The organism is Streptomyces acidicola (genome assembly GCF_009377235.1).
GTDB lineage: Bacteria > Actinomycetota > Actinomycetes > Streptomycetales > Streptomycetaceae > Streptomyces > Streptomyces acidicola.
In genome coordinates this window covers 1-16,397 of record NZ_VMNX01000217.1, presented here as the reverse complement: position 1 = coordinate 16,397, position 16,397 = coordinate 1, and the positions used below count along the sequence as shown (strand labels likewise).

At 70.0% G+C, this 16,397-nt stretch carries 15 protein-coding genes and 1 pseudogene; 10 read left to right on the top strand and 6 right to left on the bottom strand.

The genetic code is table 11. The features are described 5' to 3' along the window. The 6 genes from FPZ41_RS36600 to FPZ41_RS36575 form a co-directional block, all read left to right on the top strand. A partial coding sequence (locus FPZ41_RS36600; RefSeq protein ID WP_152867873.1) for a glycosyl hydrolase family 95 catalytic domain-containing protein occupies positions 1-2,258 on the top strand: 2,258 nt, incomplete at its 5' end. Continuing rightward, positions 2,258-3,454 (top strand): SGNH/GDSL hydrolase family protein, encoded by a 1,197-nt coding sequence (locus FPZ41_RS36595; RefSeq protein ID WP_152867872.1) that lies wholly within the window; start codon positions 2,258-2,260, stop codon positions 3,452-3,454. The genes FPZ41_RS36600 and FPZ41_RS36595, both read left to right, overlap by 1 nt. Before the next feature lie 361 nt (positions 3,455-3,815). Beyond that, positions 3,816-4,571: a (5-formylfuran-3-yl)methyl phosphate synthase gene (locus FPZ41_RS36590; RefSeq protein ID WP_322621176.1), complete on the top strand. Its 756-nt coding sequence runs from the start codon at positions 3,816-3,818 to the stop codon at positions 4,569-4,571. An 8-nt stretch (positions 4,572-4,579) separates the two neighbouring features. Continuing rightward, positions 4,580-5,983: an aldehyde dehydrogenase family protein gene (locus tag FPZ41_RS36585; RefSeq protein WP_152867870.1), complete on the top strand. Its 1,404-nt coding sequence runs from the start codon at positions 4,580-4,582 to the stop codon at positions 5,981-5,983. A 2-nt stretch (positions 5,984-5,985) separates the two neighbouring features. Next, on the top strand, positions 5,986-7,092 hold the full coding sequence (locus FPZ41_RS36580; protein WP_152867874.1) for an NAD(P)-dependent alcohol dehydrogenase: 1,107 nt from the start codon (positions 5,986-5,988) through the stop codon (positions 7,090-7,092). A 79-nt stretch (positions 7,093-7,171) separates the two neighbouring features. Further along, positions 7,172-8,086 (top strand): class I SAM-dependent methyltransferase, encoded by a 915-nt coding sequence (locus FPZ41_RS36575; protein WP_152867869.1) that lies wholly within the window; start codon positions 7,172-7,174, stop codon positions 8,084-8,086. A gap of 38 nt (positions 8,087-8,124) precedes the next feature. Here FPZ41_RS36575 and FPZ41_RS36570 read toward each other — a convergent pair whose 3' ends face one another. Both FPZ41_RS36570 and FPZ41_RS36565 read right to left on the bottom strand, forming a co-directional pair. Next, complete coding sequence (locus FPZ41_RS36570) at positions 8,125-8,883, bottom strand: intradiol ring-cleavage dioxygenase (protein ID WP_152867868.1); 759 nt, start codon at positions 8,881-8,883, stop codon at positions 8,125-8,127. 111 nt (positions 8,884-8,994) lie between these two features. Next, positions 8,995-9,369, bottom strand: a complete 375-nt coding sequence (locus tag FPZ41_RS36565; RefSeq protein WP_322621174.1) for a DoxX family protein — start codon at positions 9,367-9,369, stop codon at positions 8,995-8,997. Between the two features lie 117 nt (positions 9,370-9,486). Here FPZ41_RS36565 and FPZ41_RS36560 point away from each other — a divergent pair, with 117 nt between their 5' ends. From FPZ41_RS36560 to FPZ41_RS36550, 3 genes are all read left to right on the top strand, one after another. Further along, positions 9,487-10,014 (top strand): MarR family winged helix-turn-helix transcriptional regulator, encoded by a 528-nt coding sequence (locus tag FPZ41_RS36560; RefSeq protein ID WP_152867866.1) that lies wholly within the window; start codon positions 9,487-9,489, stop codon positions 10,012-10,014. Between the two features lie 74 nt (positions 10,015-10,088). After that, entirely contained in the window at positions 10,089-10,754 is a 666-nt protein-coding gene (locus FPZ41_RS36555) for an SDR family NAD(P)-dependent oxidoreductase (protein ID WP_152867865.1), read from the top strand. 80 nt (positions 10,755-10,834) lie between these two features. Continuing rightward, positions 10,835-11,653 carry an SDR family NAD(P)-dependent oxidoreductase gene (locus tag FPZ41_RS36550; RefSeq protein ID WP_152867864.1) on the top strand — a complete coding sequence of 273 codons (819 nt, stop codon included), beginning with the start codon at positions 10,835-10,837 and terminating at the stop codon, positions 11,651-11,653. 437 nt (positions 11,654-12,090) lie between these two features. Here FPZ41_RS36550 and FPZ41_RS36540 read toward each other — a convergent pair whose 3' ends face one another. From FPZ41_RS36540 to FPZ41_RS36530, 3 genes are all read right to left on the bottom strand, one after another. Continuing rightward, complete coding sequence (locus FPZ41_RS36540; RefSeq protein ID WP_152867863.1) at positions 12,091-12,615, bottom strand: P-loop NTPase family protein; 525 nt, start codon at positions 12,613-12,615, stop codon at positions 12,091-12,093. A 639-nt stretch (positions 12,616-13,254) separates the two neighbouring features. Next, entirely contained in the window at positions 13,255-13,815 is a 561-nt protein-coding gene (locus tag FPZ41_RS36535; protein ID WP_152867862.1) for a hypothetical protein, read from the bottom strand. Positions 13,816-14,179: 364 nt separating this feature from the next. Next, positions 14,180-14,689: an RICIN domain-containing protein gene (locus tag FPZ41_RS36530; protein WP_194236343.1), complete on the bottom strand. Its 510-nt coding sequence runs from the start codon at positions 14,687-14,689 to the stop codon at positions 14,180-14,182. A 1,023-nt stretch (positions 14,690-15,712) separates the two neighbouring features. Here FPZ41_RS36530 and FPZ41_RS36525 point away from each other — a divergent pair. Beyond that, on the top strand, positions 15,713-16,087 hold the full coding sequence (locus FPZ41_RS36525) for a hypothetical protein (protein WP_152867860.1): 375 nt from the start codon (positions 15,713-15,715) through the stop codon (positions 16,085-16,087). Positions 16,088-16,090: 3 nt separating this feature from the next. Here FPZ41_RS36525 and FPZ41_RS36520 read toward each other — a convergent pair. Further along, positions 16,091-16,381: pseudogene (locus FPZ41_RS36520) on the bottom strand (DNA glycosylase AlkZ-like family protein); the annotation flags it as partial. Positions 16,382-16,397: the final 16 nt, after the last annotated feature.

Here is a 16,397-nt window from a genome sequence, read left to right as displayed (position 1 = left end):
CCCCCGCACGCCCCGCCGAGGCCCCGGCCGGGCGCGCCGACGCCCGCCACGTGCTGTGGTGGCAGGCCCCCGGCGACGCCCACTCGATGATCGAACAGGGCCTGCCCGTCGGCAACGGCCGTCTCGGCGCCCTCACCGGCAACGACCCCGGGCGCGAACTGCTCCTGATCACCGACGCCACCATGTGGACCGGCGGTCTCAACGACACCCTCGACGCCGACGGCCAGTTCCCCTACGGCCGTGACGACTTCGGCTCCCTCACTCTCCTGGCCCGCCTCACCGTCGACCTGCCCGACCACGACCTGGGCTCCGTCTCCGGCTACCGACGCACCCTCGACCTCGACCGGGGCGTCGTCACCACCACCTACGTCCGCTCCGGGGTGACCTACCGGCGGGAGGTCTTCGCCAGCCGCACCGACGACGTGATCGTCGTGCACTTCACGCAGAGCGGGCCGGGCCGCCACACCGGCACGATCACCCTGGAGGGCACGCACGGCGAGGACCCGGCGGTGTCCTTCGGCGCCTCCTTCCCCAACGGCCTGCGCTACGGTGCCGCCGTGACCGCGTACGGCAGCGGCGGCCGGGTGAGCGTGCACGACGACCGGATCGACTTCGCGGGCTGCCGGGACCTCACGGTGGTGGTCAGCGGCGGCACGAACTACGCGCCCGACGCCGAGGCCGGGTACCGCGACCCGTCCCTCGACCCCGCGAGGCTCGCCCGCACCAAGGTCCGGGCCGCCGCCGCCCACTCAGCGTCCGTGCTCCGCCGTACGCACATCGCCGACCACCAGGCCCTCTACCGCCGGTTCGACCTCGACCTGGGCGCCTCCACGGACCGGCAGCGCGACCTGGACACCTGGGAGCGCGTCAACCTCCGCCACACCAGCGGCGACCCCGACCCGGAACTGGAGGCCGCCTACCTCCACTTCGGCCGCTACCTGATGATCTCCGGCTCCCGCGGCAGCCTCCCGATGGGCCTGCAAGGGCTGTGGCTGGACGGCAACGACCCGGACTGGATGGGCGACTACCACACCGACATCAACATCCAGATGAACTACTGGATGGCCGACCGCACCGGTCTGTCCCCCTGCTTCGACGCCCTCACCGACTACTGCCTCGCCCAGCTTCCCGCCTGGACCGGCCTCACCCACCAACTGTTCGGCGACCCCCGCAACCGCTACCGCAACTCCTCCGGCAGGACCGCCGGCTGGACCGTCGCCATCTCCACCAACCCCCACGGCGGAAACGGCTGGTGGTGGCACCCGGCGGGCAACGCCTGGCTGTGCAACACCCTCTTCGAGCACTACGAGTACACCCTCTCCCGCACCCACCTGGAACGCATCCACCCGCTGCTGAAGGGAGCCTGCGAGTTCTGGGAGGCGCGGCTGGTCACCACGACCGCGCCTGGCGGCACGAAGGAGGTGCTCGTCGCCGACAGTGACTGGTCGCCCGAACACGGCCCGCTGGACGCCAAGGGAATCACCTACGCTCAGGAACTCGTCTGGACACTGTTCGGTAACTACGCCTCCGCGGCGGCCGAGTTGAACCGCGACCGTGACCATGCCGCCCGGATCACCGCGCTGCGCGACAAGCTGTACCTGCCCGAGGTCAGCCCGAAGACCGGCTGGCTCCAGGAGTGGATGTCACCCGACAACCTCGGCGAGACCACCCACCGCCACTTGTCCCCGCTGGTCGGTCTCTTCCCCGGCGACCGCATCCGCCCCGACGGCTCCACCCCGAAGGCGACCGTCGAGGGTGCCACCGCCCTGCTGACCGCCCGCGGCATGGAGAGCTTCGGCTGGGCCAACGCCTGGCGCGCCCTGTGCTGGGCCCGCCTGAAGAACGCCGACAACGCCTACCAGCTCATCGTCAACAACCTGCGCCCCTCGACCGGCGGCGCGAACGGCACCGCCTTCAACCTGTTCGACATCTACCAGACCGAGCCGGGTCGCGGCATCTTCCAGATCGACGCCAACTTCGGCACCCCGGCCGCCATCAGCGAGATGCTGCTGTACTCCCGCCCCGGCCACCTCGAACTCCTGCCCGCCCTGCCCGCCGCCTGGGCGGCCTCCGGCTCGATCACCGGCCTCGCGGCACGCGGCGGCTTCCTCGTCGACCTGGCCTGGAAGGACGGCGCCCCCACGTCGGTCCGGGTCCGCTCCACCGGCGGCCGGACCACCACGGTCGCCTTCGCCGGGACCTCCCGCAAGGTCTCGCTGAAGCAGGGCGAGTCCGTCACGCTGAAGGGCTTCGGGTGATGAGGGTCCAACTGGTGTGCGCCGCCGTCCTGACCGCCGTACTCCTGACACCCGCCGCGCCCGCACACCCCGCCACGACCGGCACGCACTCCGTCGTCACCTGGGGCGCAAGCGCCGACCGGGTCGGCGACGGCGTGCCCGACCGGGCCTACCGGCTGGTCGTGCGCACCAGCGCCGGCGGCAGCGATCTGCGGGTCCGTCTCTCCAACGCCTTCGGCGACCGGCCGCTGACCCTCGACAGTGTCTGGGCCGGCACACAGGACACGGGCGCACTGCTCGTGTCCGGCAGCAACCGGCGCCTGACCTTCGACGGCGCCCGGTCCGTGACTGTCCCGGCCGGACAGACGTTGTTCAGCGACGCGCTGCCCGGTAAGTGGCCCGCCGGGGCGAACCTCGTCGTCAGTCTGCACAGCCGTGACGCGGCCGGCCCGGCCACCGGCCACGGCATGGCGATGCAGACGTCGTACACCACCCAGGGCGACCACACCGCCGAGGAGAGCGCCGACAACTGGACCGACCGGACCGGCTCCTGGTTCTACCTGGACGCCGTCACGGTCCGCACCGCCGCCCGGACCGGTGCGGTGGCCGCGCTCGGCGACTCCATCACCGACGGCTGGCAGTCCAGCGGCGACCTGAACCGCCGCTGGCCCGACTACCTCGCCCGCCGCCTCCAGCGAGCCGGCTCCGACATCCAAGGAGTCGCCAACGAGGGGATCTCCGGCAACAAGATCCTCGCCGACGGCGCCGGGCAGAGCGCCCTGAACCGGTTCGACCGGGATGTGCTGTCGCTGCCAGGCGTGCGTACCGTGTTCCTCTTCGAGGGCGTCAACGACCTCAAGGCCGACACGGGCGTCACCGCCGACGACCTCATTGCCGGATACCGGCAGGTCATCGCCCGGGCCCACGCTGCCGGCAAGTGCGTCGCCGGCGCCACGATCGCCCCGTTCAAGGGCTGGTCCGAATGGAACCCCGCCGCTGAGGCCGTACGCCAGGCCGTCAACGAATTCGTCCGGACCGGCGGCGAGTTCGACGCGGTGACCGACTTCGACCGCATCCTGCGCAGCCCCTACGACCGCGAACGCATCCTCCCCGTCTTCGACGGCGGCGACCACCTCCACCCCAACGACAAGGGCATGCAGGCGATGGCGGACGCCGTCGACCTCACCGCCCTGACCTGCCCCTACCCACCCACCTGACCGGCGCCCACGAAAACACCCGGGCGGTACGGGTGCAGGGCGGGCCATGCTGGGCACCTCGCTGCAGTCGATCCTGTCGGGCGGGGCATCGGCCCAGCTCACACCTACAAGATCATCCGACACTTACAGAAGAGTGCCGTCCCTGGCCCAACCGCCGAGGGCCGGGGTCGAACTCATGTTGGAATGATCGGTAAGGCCGGTGCACGCGGCGCACTGCACGTGGGCACGAGCGCCCCATGGGAACCCCGCACGCTCTACCGGTGCCCACGGGCGGCGGAAATGATGAACACACCGCACATGAACCAGGTGATCCGCACCCCTGTCCCTCGGTCAGGCGGACATGCGGCGGAAGGGGCCCATGGTGTTGCTTCTCATCTCCCCGGACAGCGTCGAGGAGGCCCTCGACTGTGCGAAGGCGGCGGAGCACCTCGACATCGTCGACGTCAAGAGGCCCGACGAGGGCTCGCTCGGCGCCAACTTCCCCTGGGTCATCAGAGAGATCCGCGACGCGGTCCCGGCGGACAAACCGGTGTCCGCCACCGTGGGAGACGTCCCCTACAAGCCCGGCACGGTGGCCCAGGCCGCGCTCGGCGCGGTCGTCTCCGGCGCCACGTACATCAAGGTCGGCCTCTACGGATGCACGACGCCCGATCAGGGCGTCGAGGTCATGCGCGCGGTCGTCCGGGCGGTGAAGGACCACCGCCCCGAAGCGCTCGTCGTCGCCTCCGGTTACGCCGACGCCCACCGCATCGGCTGCGTCAACCCGCTCGCCGTGCCCGACATCGCCGCCCGCTCCGGCGCCGACGCGGCCATGCTCGACACCGCCATCAAGGACGGGACGCGGCTGTTCGACCATGTTCCGCCGGACGTCTGTGCCGAGTTCGTCCGGTTGGCCCACGCGTCCGGTCGGCTCGCCGCCCTCGCGGGCAGTGTCCAACAGGCCGACCTCGGTCCGCTGACCCGCATCGGCACGGACATTGTGGGCGTGCGCGGAGCGGTCTGCGAGGGCGGCGACCGCCATGCCGGAAGGATTCAGCCGCGGCTGGTGGCCGCCTTCCGGGCGGAGATGGACCGGCAGGCCCGGGAGTACGCGGCCGGCGTCCCCGCCGTGAACTGACCACCGGCATGCCGACATCTGAGACCGACCGCGGCCACGGTGGCCGGGCCGCGCGTTTCGCCGTCGTCGACCCGGCCACCGGAGAGACCTTCGACGAGGCCCCCGACCAGCAGCCGGACGAGTTGGACGCCGTGGTCGACCGGGCCCACCGGGCCTGGTACGGCTGGCGCGCGGACCCCGCCGCCCGCACCACCGCGTTGCGCGTGGCGGCCGACGCCGTGGTGACGGCCGGCGACGACCTCGCCCGGTTGCTCACCCGGGAACAGGGCAAGCCCCTGGCCGAGTCCTACGCGGAGATCGCCCGTACGGCGGCCCGCCTGTGCTACTTCGCCGACCTGGCCCCCAGAACCCGGCGGATCACCGATGGCCGGCCCGTGCACAGCGAGATCCGCTGGCGACCCCTCGGACCCGTCGCCGCGATCGTGCCGTGGAACTTTCCTCTCCAGCTCGCGGCGGCGAAGTTCGCGCCCGCGCTCGCGGCGGGCAACACCATGGTCCTCAAACCGTCCCCGTTCACCCCCCTCGCCACCCGACTGCTCGGCTCCGTCCTCGCCACCGCCCTGCCCGAGGACGTACTGACCGTCGTCACCGGCCGCGAACCCCTCGGCGCCCGCCTCGCCTCTCACCCGGGCATCCGTCACGTCACCTTCACCGGCTCGGTGCCCACCGGGCGGGCCGTCGCCGAAGCGGCGGCGGCCTCGCTCGCCCGGGTCACTCTGGAACTGGGCGGCAACGACGCCGCCGTCCTGCTGGACGACGTCGAGGTGGACCGGATCGCGGACCGGCTGTTCTGGGCCGCGTTCCGCAACTGCGGGCAGGTCTGCATGGCGGTCAAACGCGTCTACGCCCCGGCCCGGCTACACGCCGAGGTCGTCGAAGCTCTCGCCCAGCGCGCGAAGACCGTCGCCGTCGGAGCCGGCCTCGACCCGGACACCCGGCTGGGCCCGGTCAGCAACGCCCCCCAGTTGGCCCGGGTCGAGCAGGTCGCGAAGCGGGCCCTGGCGGACGGAGCCCGGGCGGCGGCAGGCGGCCACCGGCTGGACGGGCCGGGCTACTTCTTCGCTCCCACGATCCTCACCGATGTCCCGCCCGGCAGCCCGGTGGTGACGGAGGAACAGTTCGGACCGGTCCTGCCGGTGCTGCCGTACCGGAGCCTCGACGAAGCCGTCGACGCGGCCAACGGCACCGGCTTCGGACTGGGCGGCTCCGTATGGGGCACCGATCTCGACCGGACCGAGGCGGTGGCCGACCGGCTCGAATGCGGCACGGCCTGGATCAACCACCATGCCGAACTGTCCCTCGCCCAGCCCTTCGCAGGCGTCAAGAACAGCGGTGTCGGCGTCGCGGGCGGACCGTGGGGGCTCTACGGCAACCTCCGGCCGTTCGTCGTCCACCGTCCCCAGGAGGCATGACGATGAGGTTCCAGGCGGCCGTACTGCGCTCGTACGAGGACCCGTTCGCGGTCGAGGAGGTGACCCTGCGCACGGAACCCGCCGACGGCGAGATCCTGGTCGAGATCGCGGGCTGCGGGATGTGCCGGACCGATCTCGCGGTCCGGCGATCAGCCGACCGCAGCCCGCTGCCGGCGGTGCTCGGCCACGAGGGGGCCGGGGTCGTGGTGCGGACGGGCGGCGGCCCGGACACCGCGATCGGCGTCGGTGACCACGTCGTGCTGAGCTTCGACTCCTGCGGACACTGCCGGAACTGCCGCGGCGCGGCCCCCGCCTACTGCGACTCCTTCGCCTCCCTCAACCTCTTCGGAGGACGAAAGGAGGACGCGCCGCGGCTCACCGACGCAACCGGGGGAGCGCTGACCCCCCGGTGGTTCGGCCAGTCCTCGTTCGCCGAGTACGCGCTCGTCCCGGCCCGCAACGCCGTCCGGGTCGACCCCGCACTGCCCGTCGAACTGCTCGGGCCGCTCGGCTGCGGCTTCCTCACCGGCGCCGGAGCCGTGCTGAACGCCTTCGGCGCCGGCCCCGGCGACACCCTCGCGGTCTTCGGCGCGGGAGCGGTGGGCCTGGCCGCGGTGATGGCGGCCACCGCTGCGGGCGCGCTGACCGTGGCCGTCGACCGTCAGCCCCGACGGCTGGCCCTGGCCGAACGGTTCGGCGCGATCCCGCTGCCCGCCGGAACGGCCGGGCTGCCCGAGCAGATCCGGAGGCTGACCGACGGCGGCGCGCAGTACGCGCTGGACACCACGGCCTCGCCCCCGCTCATCAACGACGCGCTCCGGGCACTGCGCCCCACCGGCAGCCTCGGCCTGGTGGCACGGCTCCACACAGCGCTGCCGCTCGAACCGGGCACGCTGGACCGCGGCCGCAACATCCGCCACATCTGCGAAGGGGACGCCGTACCTGCACTGCTGATACCCCGACTGACCGGGCTGTGGCAGGCCGGACGCTTCCCCTTCGACCAACTGATCCGCACCTACCCGCTGGCCGACATCAACGAGGCCGAACGCGACTGCGACGCGGGCCGCGTGGTCAAACCCGTCCTGCTCCCGGAGGGAAGAAGCCGATAGCGAGGCCTGCGCCACCGCAGACTCACCGCATCCGACAAGCAGGCACCCCGCAGTCCCCACTCCCGCCAACGGAGGAAACATGGTCGGCACGGCGCCGCAGCACGCGGACGTGGAAGGCGTGGACGGAGGTGTGGGTCTGACGGCTCTCCTGGTCGCCGCGGCGCGGGCGATCGAGACCCACCGCCACGACAGCCTGGCCCAGGACGTCTACGCGGAACACTTCGTGCGCGCCGCCCCGGCGTGCGCGGACTGGCCGGTGCGCATCCAGCAGGTCCCGGACGGGGACGGCAACCCGCTGTGGGGGCGGTTCGCCCGCTACTTCGGCCTGCGGACCAGGGTCCTCGACGACTTCGTCCTCCGGTCGGTCCGTACGAGCGCCCGCCAAGTGGTCCTGCTGGGCGCGGGCTTGGACACCCGCGCCTTCCGGCTGGACTGGCCGTCCGACTGCGTGGTCTTCGAGATCGACAGGGCAGGCGTGCTGGCGTTCAAGCACCAGGTGCTCACGGACCTGCCGGCCACCCCGAAGGTGAGGCGCGTCCCCATACCGGTCGACCTTCGCGCCGACTGGGTCACCGCGCTGACGACCGCCGGCTTCGACCCGGTCGCACCGAGCGTCTGGCTGGCCGAGGGACTGCTCTTCTACCTGCCGGGCCCCGCCGAGACGTACCTCATCGACACGGTGCACCGGCTGACCACCGAAGGCAGCGCACTGGCCTTCGAGGCCAAGCTGGAGAAGGACCTGCTGGAGTACCGCGACAGCGCGATCTACACGGCGACACGAGAACAGATCGGCATCGACCTGCTCCATCTCTTCGACAAGGGACCACGCCCCGACTCCGCGGGCGACCTGAGGGCCAATGGTTGGTCCATCTCGGTACACACGCCCTTCGACTTCACCCGCCGGCACGGACGCGGCCCCCTCCCCGAGCCGAACGACGCGCTGGAGGGGAACCGGTGGGTGTTCGCGCACAAGCCCCGGCTTCTGCGCCCCTGATGCGCTGTGAGGCCCACCCGGCGGCGGCACGGCAGGTATCAGGGGAGGGCGACGGCCAGGGTGAATGATGCGGTGAGTCCGCGTTCCAGGCTGTCGAAATCCACCGGGCTCACGTCCAGGAGCAGGTCCGCACCGCCTGCGGAACGGTAGACCAGGTCGTCCTTGTTGGGGAGCCGTTGCAGCGTGGTGTGCTGGTTGTAGGGCGGGAATGCCTCGATGGCCTCGTTGTACTCCTCCGGGAGGTAGAGCTGCCCGGTGTACACCTCGCGGCCCCCGACGCGGACCTTGGTGTGGATGTGGATGCTGCGGGTGAAGTACCACCCTGGGTAGATGGTGTTGAACTCGGCCGCGCCGTCGGCATCGGTGGGCTGGCCGCCGCGCAGGAAGCGTGAGCCGTCGGACGGCGGGACATGGCCGGACTCGTTCATGGTCGGCAGGGTGTCGGGGTCGTGTGCGAGGTGTCCGGAGTAGTAGCCGAGGGCGTCGCAGTGCCACACCTCGACCGTGGCACCGGGGACCGGTGTGCCCTGGTCGGCGCTGAGCACGGTGATACGCAACTGGAGCGGAACGCCGGGCCGGCCCTCGGCGATGTCCGCCCGCTGGTGGACTTCGCCGTCGGTGTCGACGTAGTAGGGCCCTTCGGTTGTCTGCGGGGACGCGCTCGTGAGGCGCTCGGGGGCGGCGTCGGCACCGGCCAGTACCTCTGTCGCCGGGCGGCCGTGCGCGGCCAGGATGGCCTGCAGAGCGGCGGCCTGCGCGTCCGCGGTGATGACGTCGGCGTTCTTCTCGGGGGGCATGGGGTCCCTTCGGTTCGTGGTCCACGTTCACGGTGGACCGGGGGCTTCTGGTGTGGGCGCGGGACTGCCGGCGCCCGTCGCGCGGCGCCGGGTGGGTGTCGCGGCCGGGTGTCAGAAGGCGTGCGGGCCGAAGCGGCCCCAGGCGACCACGGCGGCGAGGGCCAGCAGCACGACGTTGACGGTGATCATCTGGAACTCTGCGCGGCGGCTGTGCGTGACGGCCGCGCCGAGCATCAGTACCACCAGTCCCAAGCCGGCTGTCGGGGTCAGGATCTGCGCGACGCCGACGAGCGGCGGAAGGATCAGGCCGAGGGCGGCGAGGCCTTCGATTGCACCGATCGTCTTGACCGGCCCTGGGTCGAAGTCCTCGGCCCAGCCCAGTCCGGAGGCGGTCGGCTGCTGCGGACTCCGGCTGAGTTTCATCGCCCTGGCCGGCAGGAACACCGGCGCCAGTGTTCCCGCGACGATCCACAAGGAGACGTTCACCCGCCCGCACCCTTCCATCGGATAACTCCAACGTTGAAGTAAGAGTAGCACCAGTTTGCTTCATGCTTGGAGTGACGGGTGGTGGCATTCACTCCAACCTTGGAGTATGTTGGCGGCATGGAAGATGCACCGGACGCTGTCGAGCCGCGCTGGCTCGACAGTGATGAGCAGCAGCAGTGGTATGCGTTCGCCTATGTCTTGACGCAGTTCCCGGCCGCGCTGGAGGCGCAGATGCAGCGGGAAGCGGGCATCGCTCACTTCGACTACGTGGTGATGTCCGCACTGTCGATGGCGCCTGAGCGCACCCTGCGGATGAGCGAGCTTGCCCAGTACGCGGGCAGCACGCTCTCCCGGCTGTCCAACGTCGTCATCCGGCTGGAGAAGCGTGGCTGGGTACGCCGTCACCCCGATCCTTCCGACGGGCGCTCGACGCTGGCCACACTCACAGACGAGGGGTTCGCCAAGGTCGAAGACGCGGCCCCCGTACATGTTGAAGCGGTGCGCCGCTGGGTCTTCGACCCGCTGACCAAGGCGCAACAGCGCCAGCTCGGCGCCGTCTCCCAGCGGATCCTCGACGCTCTCCACGCGCCGTATCCCACCGACTGGCCGGCGCCCGGCACGCCGTTGCCGGCCGACCGCGACTGACGCCGGTACGCCTCCAGCCTGCCCTCCCCGGCCGTCCGGCCAGGGCCACACCACCCCCTTGTCCAGGAGCACGTATGCCCACCATCGCCATCGTCGGAGCCGGACCCGGTCTCGGCCTGTCCATCGCCAAGGTTTTCGGCGGTCACGGCTTCGATGTCGCCCTCGTCTCCCGCAGCAAGGACAAGCTCGACACGCTGGCCGCCGAGCTCGCCGAGGCCGGGATCACCGCGGAAGGCTTCCCCGCTGACGTAGCCGACTCCGCCCAGCTCGCCACCGCGTTGGAGCAGGCGATCGCCCGGTTCGGACGGATCGACGTCCTGGAGTTCTCGCCCCATGCCGGGCTGACCATGACCGCGCCGCAGGACGTCACCGTCGACGTACTGCGCCAGCAGATCGACAGCCTCCTCTACGGAGCGGTCACCGCCGTGCAGACCGTGCTTCCCGGAATGCTCGAAGCCGGGGCCGGCACGCTGCTGTTCACCACCGGTGGCGGCGCCCTCACCCCGTACCCGATGCTCGCCGACGCGAACATCGCCCAGGCAGGCCAGCGCAACTGGGCGCTCAACCTGCACAACACCCTTGCCGACCAGGGCATCTACACAGCGAACGTGGCCATTAACCTCATGATCGGCACCGAGGCTCCGGAAGGCGTCCCCCACCGTTCGCCCGACGACATCGCGCTGGACTACTGGAACCTTCACGTCAGCCGCGACCAGGCCGAACACTTCATCGGCAACTGAGCCCCCGAAACGACGCTCGGGCGGCTGCCGGTTCACACCGCCGTCAGCCGGCGGCCGCCCGCCTTCTCTCCCGGAGCACCATGAAGACCATCCTCATCGCCGGAGGCAACAGCGGCATCGGTCTCCAGGCCGCCCGCGACCTCCTCGCCGACGGCGACCGCCTCGTCCTACTGGGTCGCGACCCGCGCAAGGGCGAGGCTGCCCTCACCCTGCTCGACGCCCCCGCCGACAGGGCCTCGTTCCTCGCCACCGACCTGTCCACCCACGACGGCGTCCGCGACGCCGCCAGGCGCATCCTCGACAAGCACGACCACCTCGACGCGCTCGTCCACACCACCGGCGTGCTCACCAACCAGGACAGCCGCACGGTCGACGGCCTGCACCCTTTCTTCGCGGTCAATTACCTCAGCCGCTACCACCTCACCCAGCTCCTCCTGCCCGCACTGCGCCGCGCCGAGCGGCCGGTCGTGCTGATGATGACGGCCGCGATCCCGCCCATCGACGACGCCGACTTCGCCCGGTTTCCCCAGTTCACCGACTTCAACTTCGGCCGCGACCGCAAGCCCGTACAGCTGACCAACCACCACTACGCCGCCCATCTCACCCGCACCGCACCGGGCCTTGCCGCGGGCGTAGTGAACGCGGGCGCGGCGAAGACCGACATCATGCGTGCCGCTCCCTGGTACATGCGAGTCGGCGCCAAGATCCTCGGCCCGGTCGTCTTCGACTCCGTTGAGACCTCCGCGCACAACGTGGTGGAAGCCGTCCGCCGCGACGACTGGCCGGGCCCTCTCTACTGGGGCAAACCCAAGAAGTTCGAACAGCGCACACCGATCAATCTCAGCAGCACAAGCACTCAACACCTCATGGATATCTCCCGCACCCTCACCGGAGCCTGACACCACGCCGAACAGCGCCGCGCCATGGGTCGACGACCCTCAGCAGGCCGGGACCCCGTGCGAAAGCGGCGCCTCCCCGCGATCCGGTGCCGACGATCGTGCTCCGACTGGCCCTCTGCGTCGTCAGCGACGGCCGGCCGCTACGACGGGCAGCCGGACCGCCTCGGTCGGAGTGGGGGCGAGGTCGGCCAGGAGCTCGATGGCCTCGCGACATCATCCAGGCCCTGCCGCCGCGCTGGGCGGACCGCATCTTCGAGGCGCGCGACGTCGGTGCCACCGAGCAGCAGAGCACATCGAGATTCAGCTCCAGGCGCGCACCCGCAAGCGCTCTGTCCCTGGCATTCCAGCTGGGCGCATTGGTGAGCCGAAGCACGCTAGTTGTCACATAGGCAGGCTCGTTGTCACCTGCGAGGCTTGACGCCGGCAGGCCGTATTTCTCAACTCTTGACAGCCTCTGCGATCTGTAGGGCGGCCTGGGCGGGTGTGAGGTGCGTGGTGTCGACGACCTCGGCCTCGGCGTGCAACCACGTGCGGGCAGCCTCGGCATAGGGCTCAAGGTATTGGAGACGGAACGGGGAGTTGGGGCCAAGAACGGTGTCGCCCGCGATGCGCCCGCGGAGGGTGTCCTGGTCGGCGTGGAGGACGAAGTGCCGGACCGGAATGGCATGCTGGGCAATGCCCGAGCTGATCTCGCGCCAGTACTGCTCGACCAGGACGGTCATGGGCATCACCAGGGTGCCGCCGGTGTAGTCGAGGATGCGTCGGGCGGTCTCGACTACGAGCGGCCGCCACGGCGGCCAGTGCTGGAAGTTGTCCGTCGCGGGCAGCCCGGGCGTGACGTCCATGAGTGTCTCGCCGACCTTCTCGGCGTCGAACACCCGTGAGTCCGGGATCATCTGCTGCACGAGCGCACTGGTCGTCGTTTTGCCTGCGCCATGGGTGCCGTTGAGCCATACGATCATGAGGCTCGACGCTAGCGTCGAGCGAGTCGCGGGAACAGGCACAACAGAAATCCGGTATGGCTTCGGCGTGTCTCAGAGTGGTGTCAACCACCAAGATCAGGTGTCAACTATCTCGAAAGGCTGCAGTCGATCGCCTTGGCCAGCTGCTCGGCGTGGGCGTCGAGTAGCGGCTCGAGGGCTCGCTAGTAGGGGAGACCGTCCCGTGTGGTGGGCAGGGCGCGAACTCGAGTTCGCCTTCAGTGACGCAGGTCCAGTCGCCCGCGTTCCAGGTTCGCGACCCGCGTATTCATCGGCGTCTCCTGCAGTCGCATGTTGACGTGCGTCGCCACCACCCAGGACTGGAAGGGCGGCCGGGTCGACACCTCCCAACAGGGCGGTCACACACCCACCAGAAAGACCCTGTGCACCTGGGCCTGATCCCCTTGTCCACGCTGCTTGTAGGCAGGCCTGGGGCCGCGATGTGCCCAGGTCCTCCGCCGCCGCGAAGTGCTGCCCGGCGGCTCGCGCCCGCTGCTTCCTGGACCGCGCGAGCAGCGCCTGGTCCTGTTGTTCGCCGCCGTGGTGCTGCTTGTGCTCCGGGTCCCGGTGGTGGTTGTCGTGGTGCAGCGGAGCATTCTTATGACCCAGGCTCGGCACAGTTCATGCGCCCGGCCCCGGGGGCGGCGTCGTCGGTTGGACGGCCGGTGGCGTCTGGCCGGTCGTCGGTAGCTGGTACGGCCCTTGCTGCTCGGAGAGGATCAGCGCGCTTGAGGGCACAGTGGTGCGCAGTTCGTGCAGGACGAGAAGTGCGGTGTGCAGTCGTTCCGGGCCTTCATAGGCGTCGTACGCGAGGACGAGGCGGGCGCGGGTCTCGAGGTTCTGCCAGGCGTAGCGGCGGCGGAGGTTGGTCATGTGGCGGGCGTCGGAGCGCAGGAAAGTCGAACCGGCGGAGAAGCCCGCCGACAGCAGGGCGAGGATGGCTGCGGGGACGCGGGCACCCGCGGAGGCCAGGCCGGCGGCGCCGGAGATGCCGGCCAGGACGGCGGCCGGAAAACCGAGGCTGAGGTACATGGCGTGCCAGAGCTTGGCCCGGCGCTGCGCCCGGCGGGCGCCGATCTGTGCCTCGGCGATGATCTTCTCGACTTCGGCGCGCAGTGCGTCCAGCCGGGGGTCGCCGCCCGTACCGGCGCCCGCCGCGGCTCCGGCGTTTCCCTCGATCACAAATCCCCCTGCTGAGCACGGGAGTTGGACGTATCCAGGCACCGGATTGTACGAGCGCGGGCCGGGTGCGCGACAGGGGACGGTCCGCGCCATCACCCCTTGGTGCGGTGACCGCGCCCAGGTCCTCCGCCAGTGCGGGCTGCAGCCCGCACCCGCAAGCAGCGCCTGCCTGCGGCCGGTGGGCTCGGCGCGGCGTGTCGATGAGCTGGATCGGCTGCGGCCCGTATGTCCGTATCCGTGGGCGTCGCGATCTGAGCAGCAAGAAGGGCCCGGTACTGGCCGGGCCCTTCTTCGAGGTTTCACAGGTGCGCGAGGCACAGGCGTGCGCGGCGGGCCTGCCCCCCTTTTGGCAGGCCCGGCCGCGTCAGCCGTAGGTGCGGAACCAGCTCTGGAACGTGGTGGCGTTGCAGGGGAACGTGCGAAGCCCGTAAGAGCTGTCGTCCAGGCACTTTCCGGTCGCCTGGTTCCTCAGCTCCCATGTGCCGTCGTCCCAGTAGTGCAGGTACCAGCTCTGGAACGTGGTGCTGTTGCAGGGGTACGTGCGAAGTCCGTAAGAGCTGTCGTCCAGGCACCATCCGCCTTCCAAGCTGCGCAGCTCATGAGTGCCGTCGCGCCAGGCGTGCACGTTCCACCGCTGGGCAGCGTCGCCGTAACACGGCCAAGTTCGCTTGTAATTATTAAGACTTGCGTCCAGGCAGCCGTTCGTCGCCTGGTTCCGGAACGTGCTGACCACGTCCGCCGCCTGGGCGGGAGACGGGGTGGCGACGCCGAGGGAGACGGCCGCGCCGGCGAGTGCCGCAGTGATTCCGGCCGTACGGCGGAGCGGGCGGCGGCCCGAGGTACGACTCTTGGTGAAAAGTTCGGAGAATTTCATGTTTTGTGCCCCCTTTTCTTGGTGTTGTGGAGTCGGCACCACGCAGAGCGCGTTGGAGTCATGGGTGGTGCCTTCACATGGATCGGCAGCTCGCCCCGCGCTGGCTCCCCCTGCCACTTGGACGTGGCAGCCGGCTCGGGTCCGTCGCTCTGCTGAAGGTCGGTGACCTTCCATCCGTGGCATTCGTCCAACGCAGAGTCACTGTGGTCGTCTTCACGTGTGTGGCCCGGGAGACAAACCCGGCGCCGGCGGGCGGGTGTCCCTGTTCATCCAGTCCGAGCCGGCGGGCCAGGCGGTCGGGTCGGACTCGCGGAGGCGACGGCCGCAGCACTACCCCGGCCTGCGAAGTCGACAGAGTAGTGCCGTCGATTGCGGCTGGCGGTGAAGGTTCCGTACCGCCTCACTGGGCTGAGGTGCGTGCGACGGACTTAGCTACTGGTGAGATGGTAGTTCCCCTGCCACCAGCCTTCCGGGGCAGGAGTCTGAGTGTCCCGCAGGGTGACCTCACCGTTGATGTTCTCCATCTGCAGATCCCTGTGGAACCGGGCTTCAGTGACGCAGGACCATGGGACCCACGCAGAGGCGAAGCAGGTCTGCCACTCGATGACGATCTGCACCCATCGCAACGATGCTGCCAACGGCGACGCCCAACGTCGCAATGCGGCTGAGCAGGCCGCGAGGTGTCTTTCTCATTCGGAGTCCCCCATGTCAGTGACGACAAAAGGAAGTCTCACAGGCCACGCCAACCTCATGCCATACGAGATTGATAGGGATTCTTGCTTCATTGATAAAGGAAGCCCTATCGCCGGCATCCCCCGCGCCCACGCCGCCATCGTCGACCAGGAACTGCTCCTCGTGGACCTGGCACGCCATCAGGTCCGCGACTGGCGGGTGCGGCCGATGAAGGACGCGCATCTGGCGAGACGCCGGTACGGTGCCTGTTCACCGGGAAGTTGGTGGACCAGACGCAGCGCCGGTTGGGCATCGGGCACCTGAACCCTGGCTACGTCCCGTGGGGCATGTATGAGCGGCGGCGAGATGTCCGGCGTCGACCTGGCCCAGGTCGCGCTGCGGGCCGTGATAAAGCAGGCCCGGAAGAACGGCGGCGGCCAGAAGGCGAAAAGGCAGGAGCCGTGCACCGTGCCTGCGGTACGCCGGGATGGGCGCGAGCCGCTGGACCTTGCCGGCGGCGATCGGCGCGCCCTGTGCACGATGACGGATCCGCCGGACCGGATGGGCGGGGCGTCGTTGAAGTCAACGGCATGCAGTGAGACCTCGCGTTCCGCCATCCATCTGACGACGTCGAGAGTCAGCGTGGGCAGCGATGCTGCGGTGTCGTGGGAGAGCGTCCAGCCACTTCGGACCACGAGCCTGTCAAGTCGGGAGCTGAGGGCATGATCGTCAGTTTTCGGTGTCAAGTTGGACGTGCTCGATGTCTTCGTCCAGAAAGGTGGTCACGTCCTGGGCTTCGGCGCGGACGGCTTCTTGTTCCAGGGTGGTGAGGGGGCGGAGGGGACTGATGTGAAGGTGGCGGCTGCGCACGGTCCAGGTGGCGGTGACGCGTCCGTCGACAAGGATCGTGCGGTGGCCTGCGACGGACAGACCGAGGTGGGGGGCGTCGATGATGCGGCTGCGGTCGTGGTAGCCGAGGATGGCATTGTCGAAGGCCGGTAGGAACCGGACGGGGGCAGGGGCTGTCTCTTATACA

Bases quoted from the DNA above. Each gene is read 5' to 3' on its own strand.
- FPZ41_RS36540 (WP_152867863.1), bottom strand. From the start codon at position 12,615: ATGATCGTATGGCTCAACGGCACCCATGGCGCAGGCAAAACGACGACC.
- FPZ41_RS36580 (WP_152867874.1), top strand. From the start codon at position 5,986: ATGAGGTTCCAGGCGGCCGTACTGCGCTCGTACGAGGACCCGTTCGCG.
- FPZ41_RS36555 (WP_152867865.1), top strand. From the start codon at position 10,089: ATGCCCACCATCGCCATCGTCGGAGCCGGACCCGGTCTCGGCCTGTCC.
- FPZ41_RS36525 (WP_152867860.1), top strand. From the start codon at position 15,713: ATGAGCGGCGGCGAGATGTCCGGCGTCGACCTGGCCCAGGTCGCGCTG.
- FPZ41_RS36530 (WP_194236343.1), bottom strand. From the start codon at position 14,689: ATGAAATTCTCCGAACTTTTCACCAAGAGTCGTACCTCGGGCCGCCGC.
- FPZ41_RS36550 (WP_152867864.1), top strand. From the start codon at position 10,835: ATGAAGACCATCCTCATCGCCGGAGGCAACAGCGGCATCGGTCTCCAG.
- FPZ41_RS36560 (WP_152867866.1), top strand. From the start codon at position 9,487: ATGGAAGATGCACCGGACGCTGTCGAGCCGCGCTGGCTCGACAGTGAT.
- FPZ41_RS36595 (WP_152867872.1), top strand. From the start codon at position 2,258: ATGAGGGTCCAACTGGTGTGCGCCGCCGTCCTGACCGCCGTACTCCTG.
- FPZ41_RS36575 (WP_152867869.1), top strand. From the start codon at position 7,172: ATGGTCGGCACGGCGCCGCAGCACGCGGACGTGGAAGGCGTGGACGGA.
- FPZ41_RS36570 (WP_152867868.1), bottom strand. From the start codon at position 8,883: ATGCCCCCCGAGAAGAACGCCGACGTCATCACCGCGGACGCGCAGGCC.
- FPZ41_RS36585 (WP_152867870.1), top strand. From the start codon at position 4,580: ATGCCGACATCTGAGACCGACCGCGGCCACGGTGGCCGGGCCGCGCGT.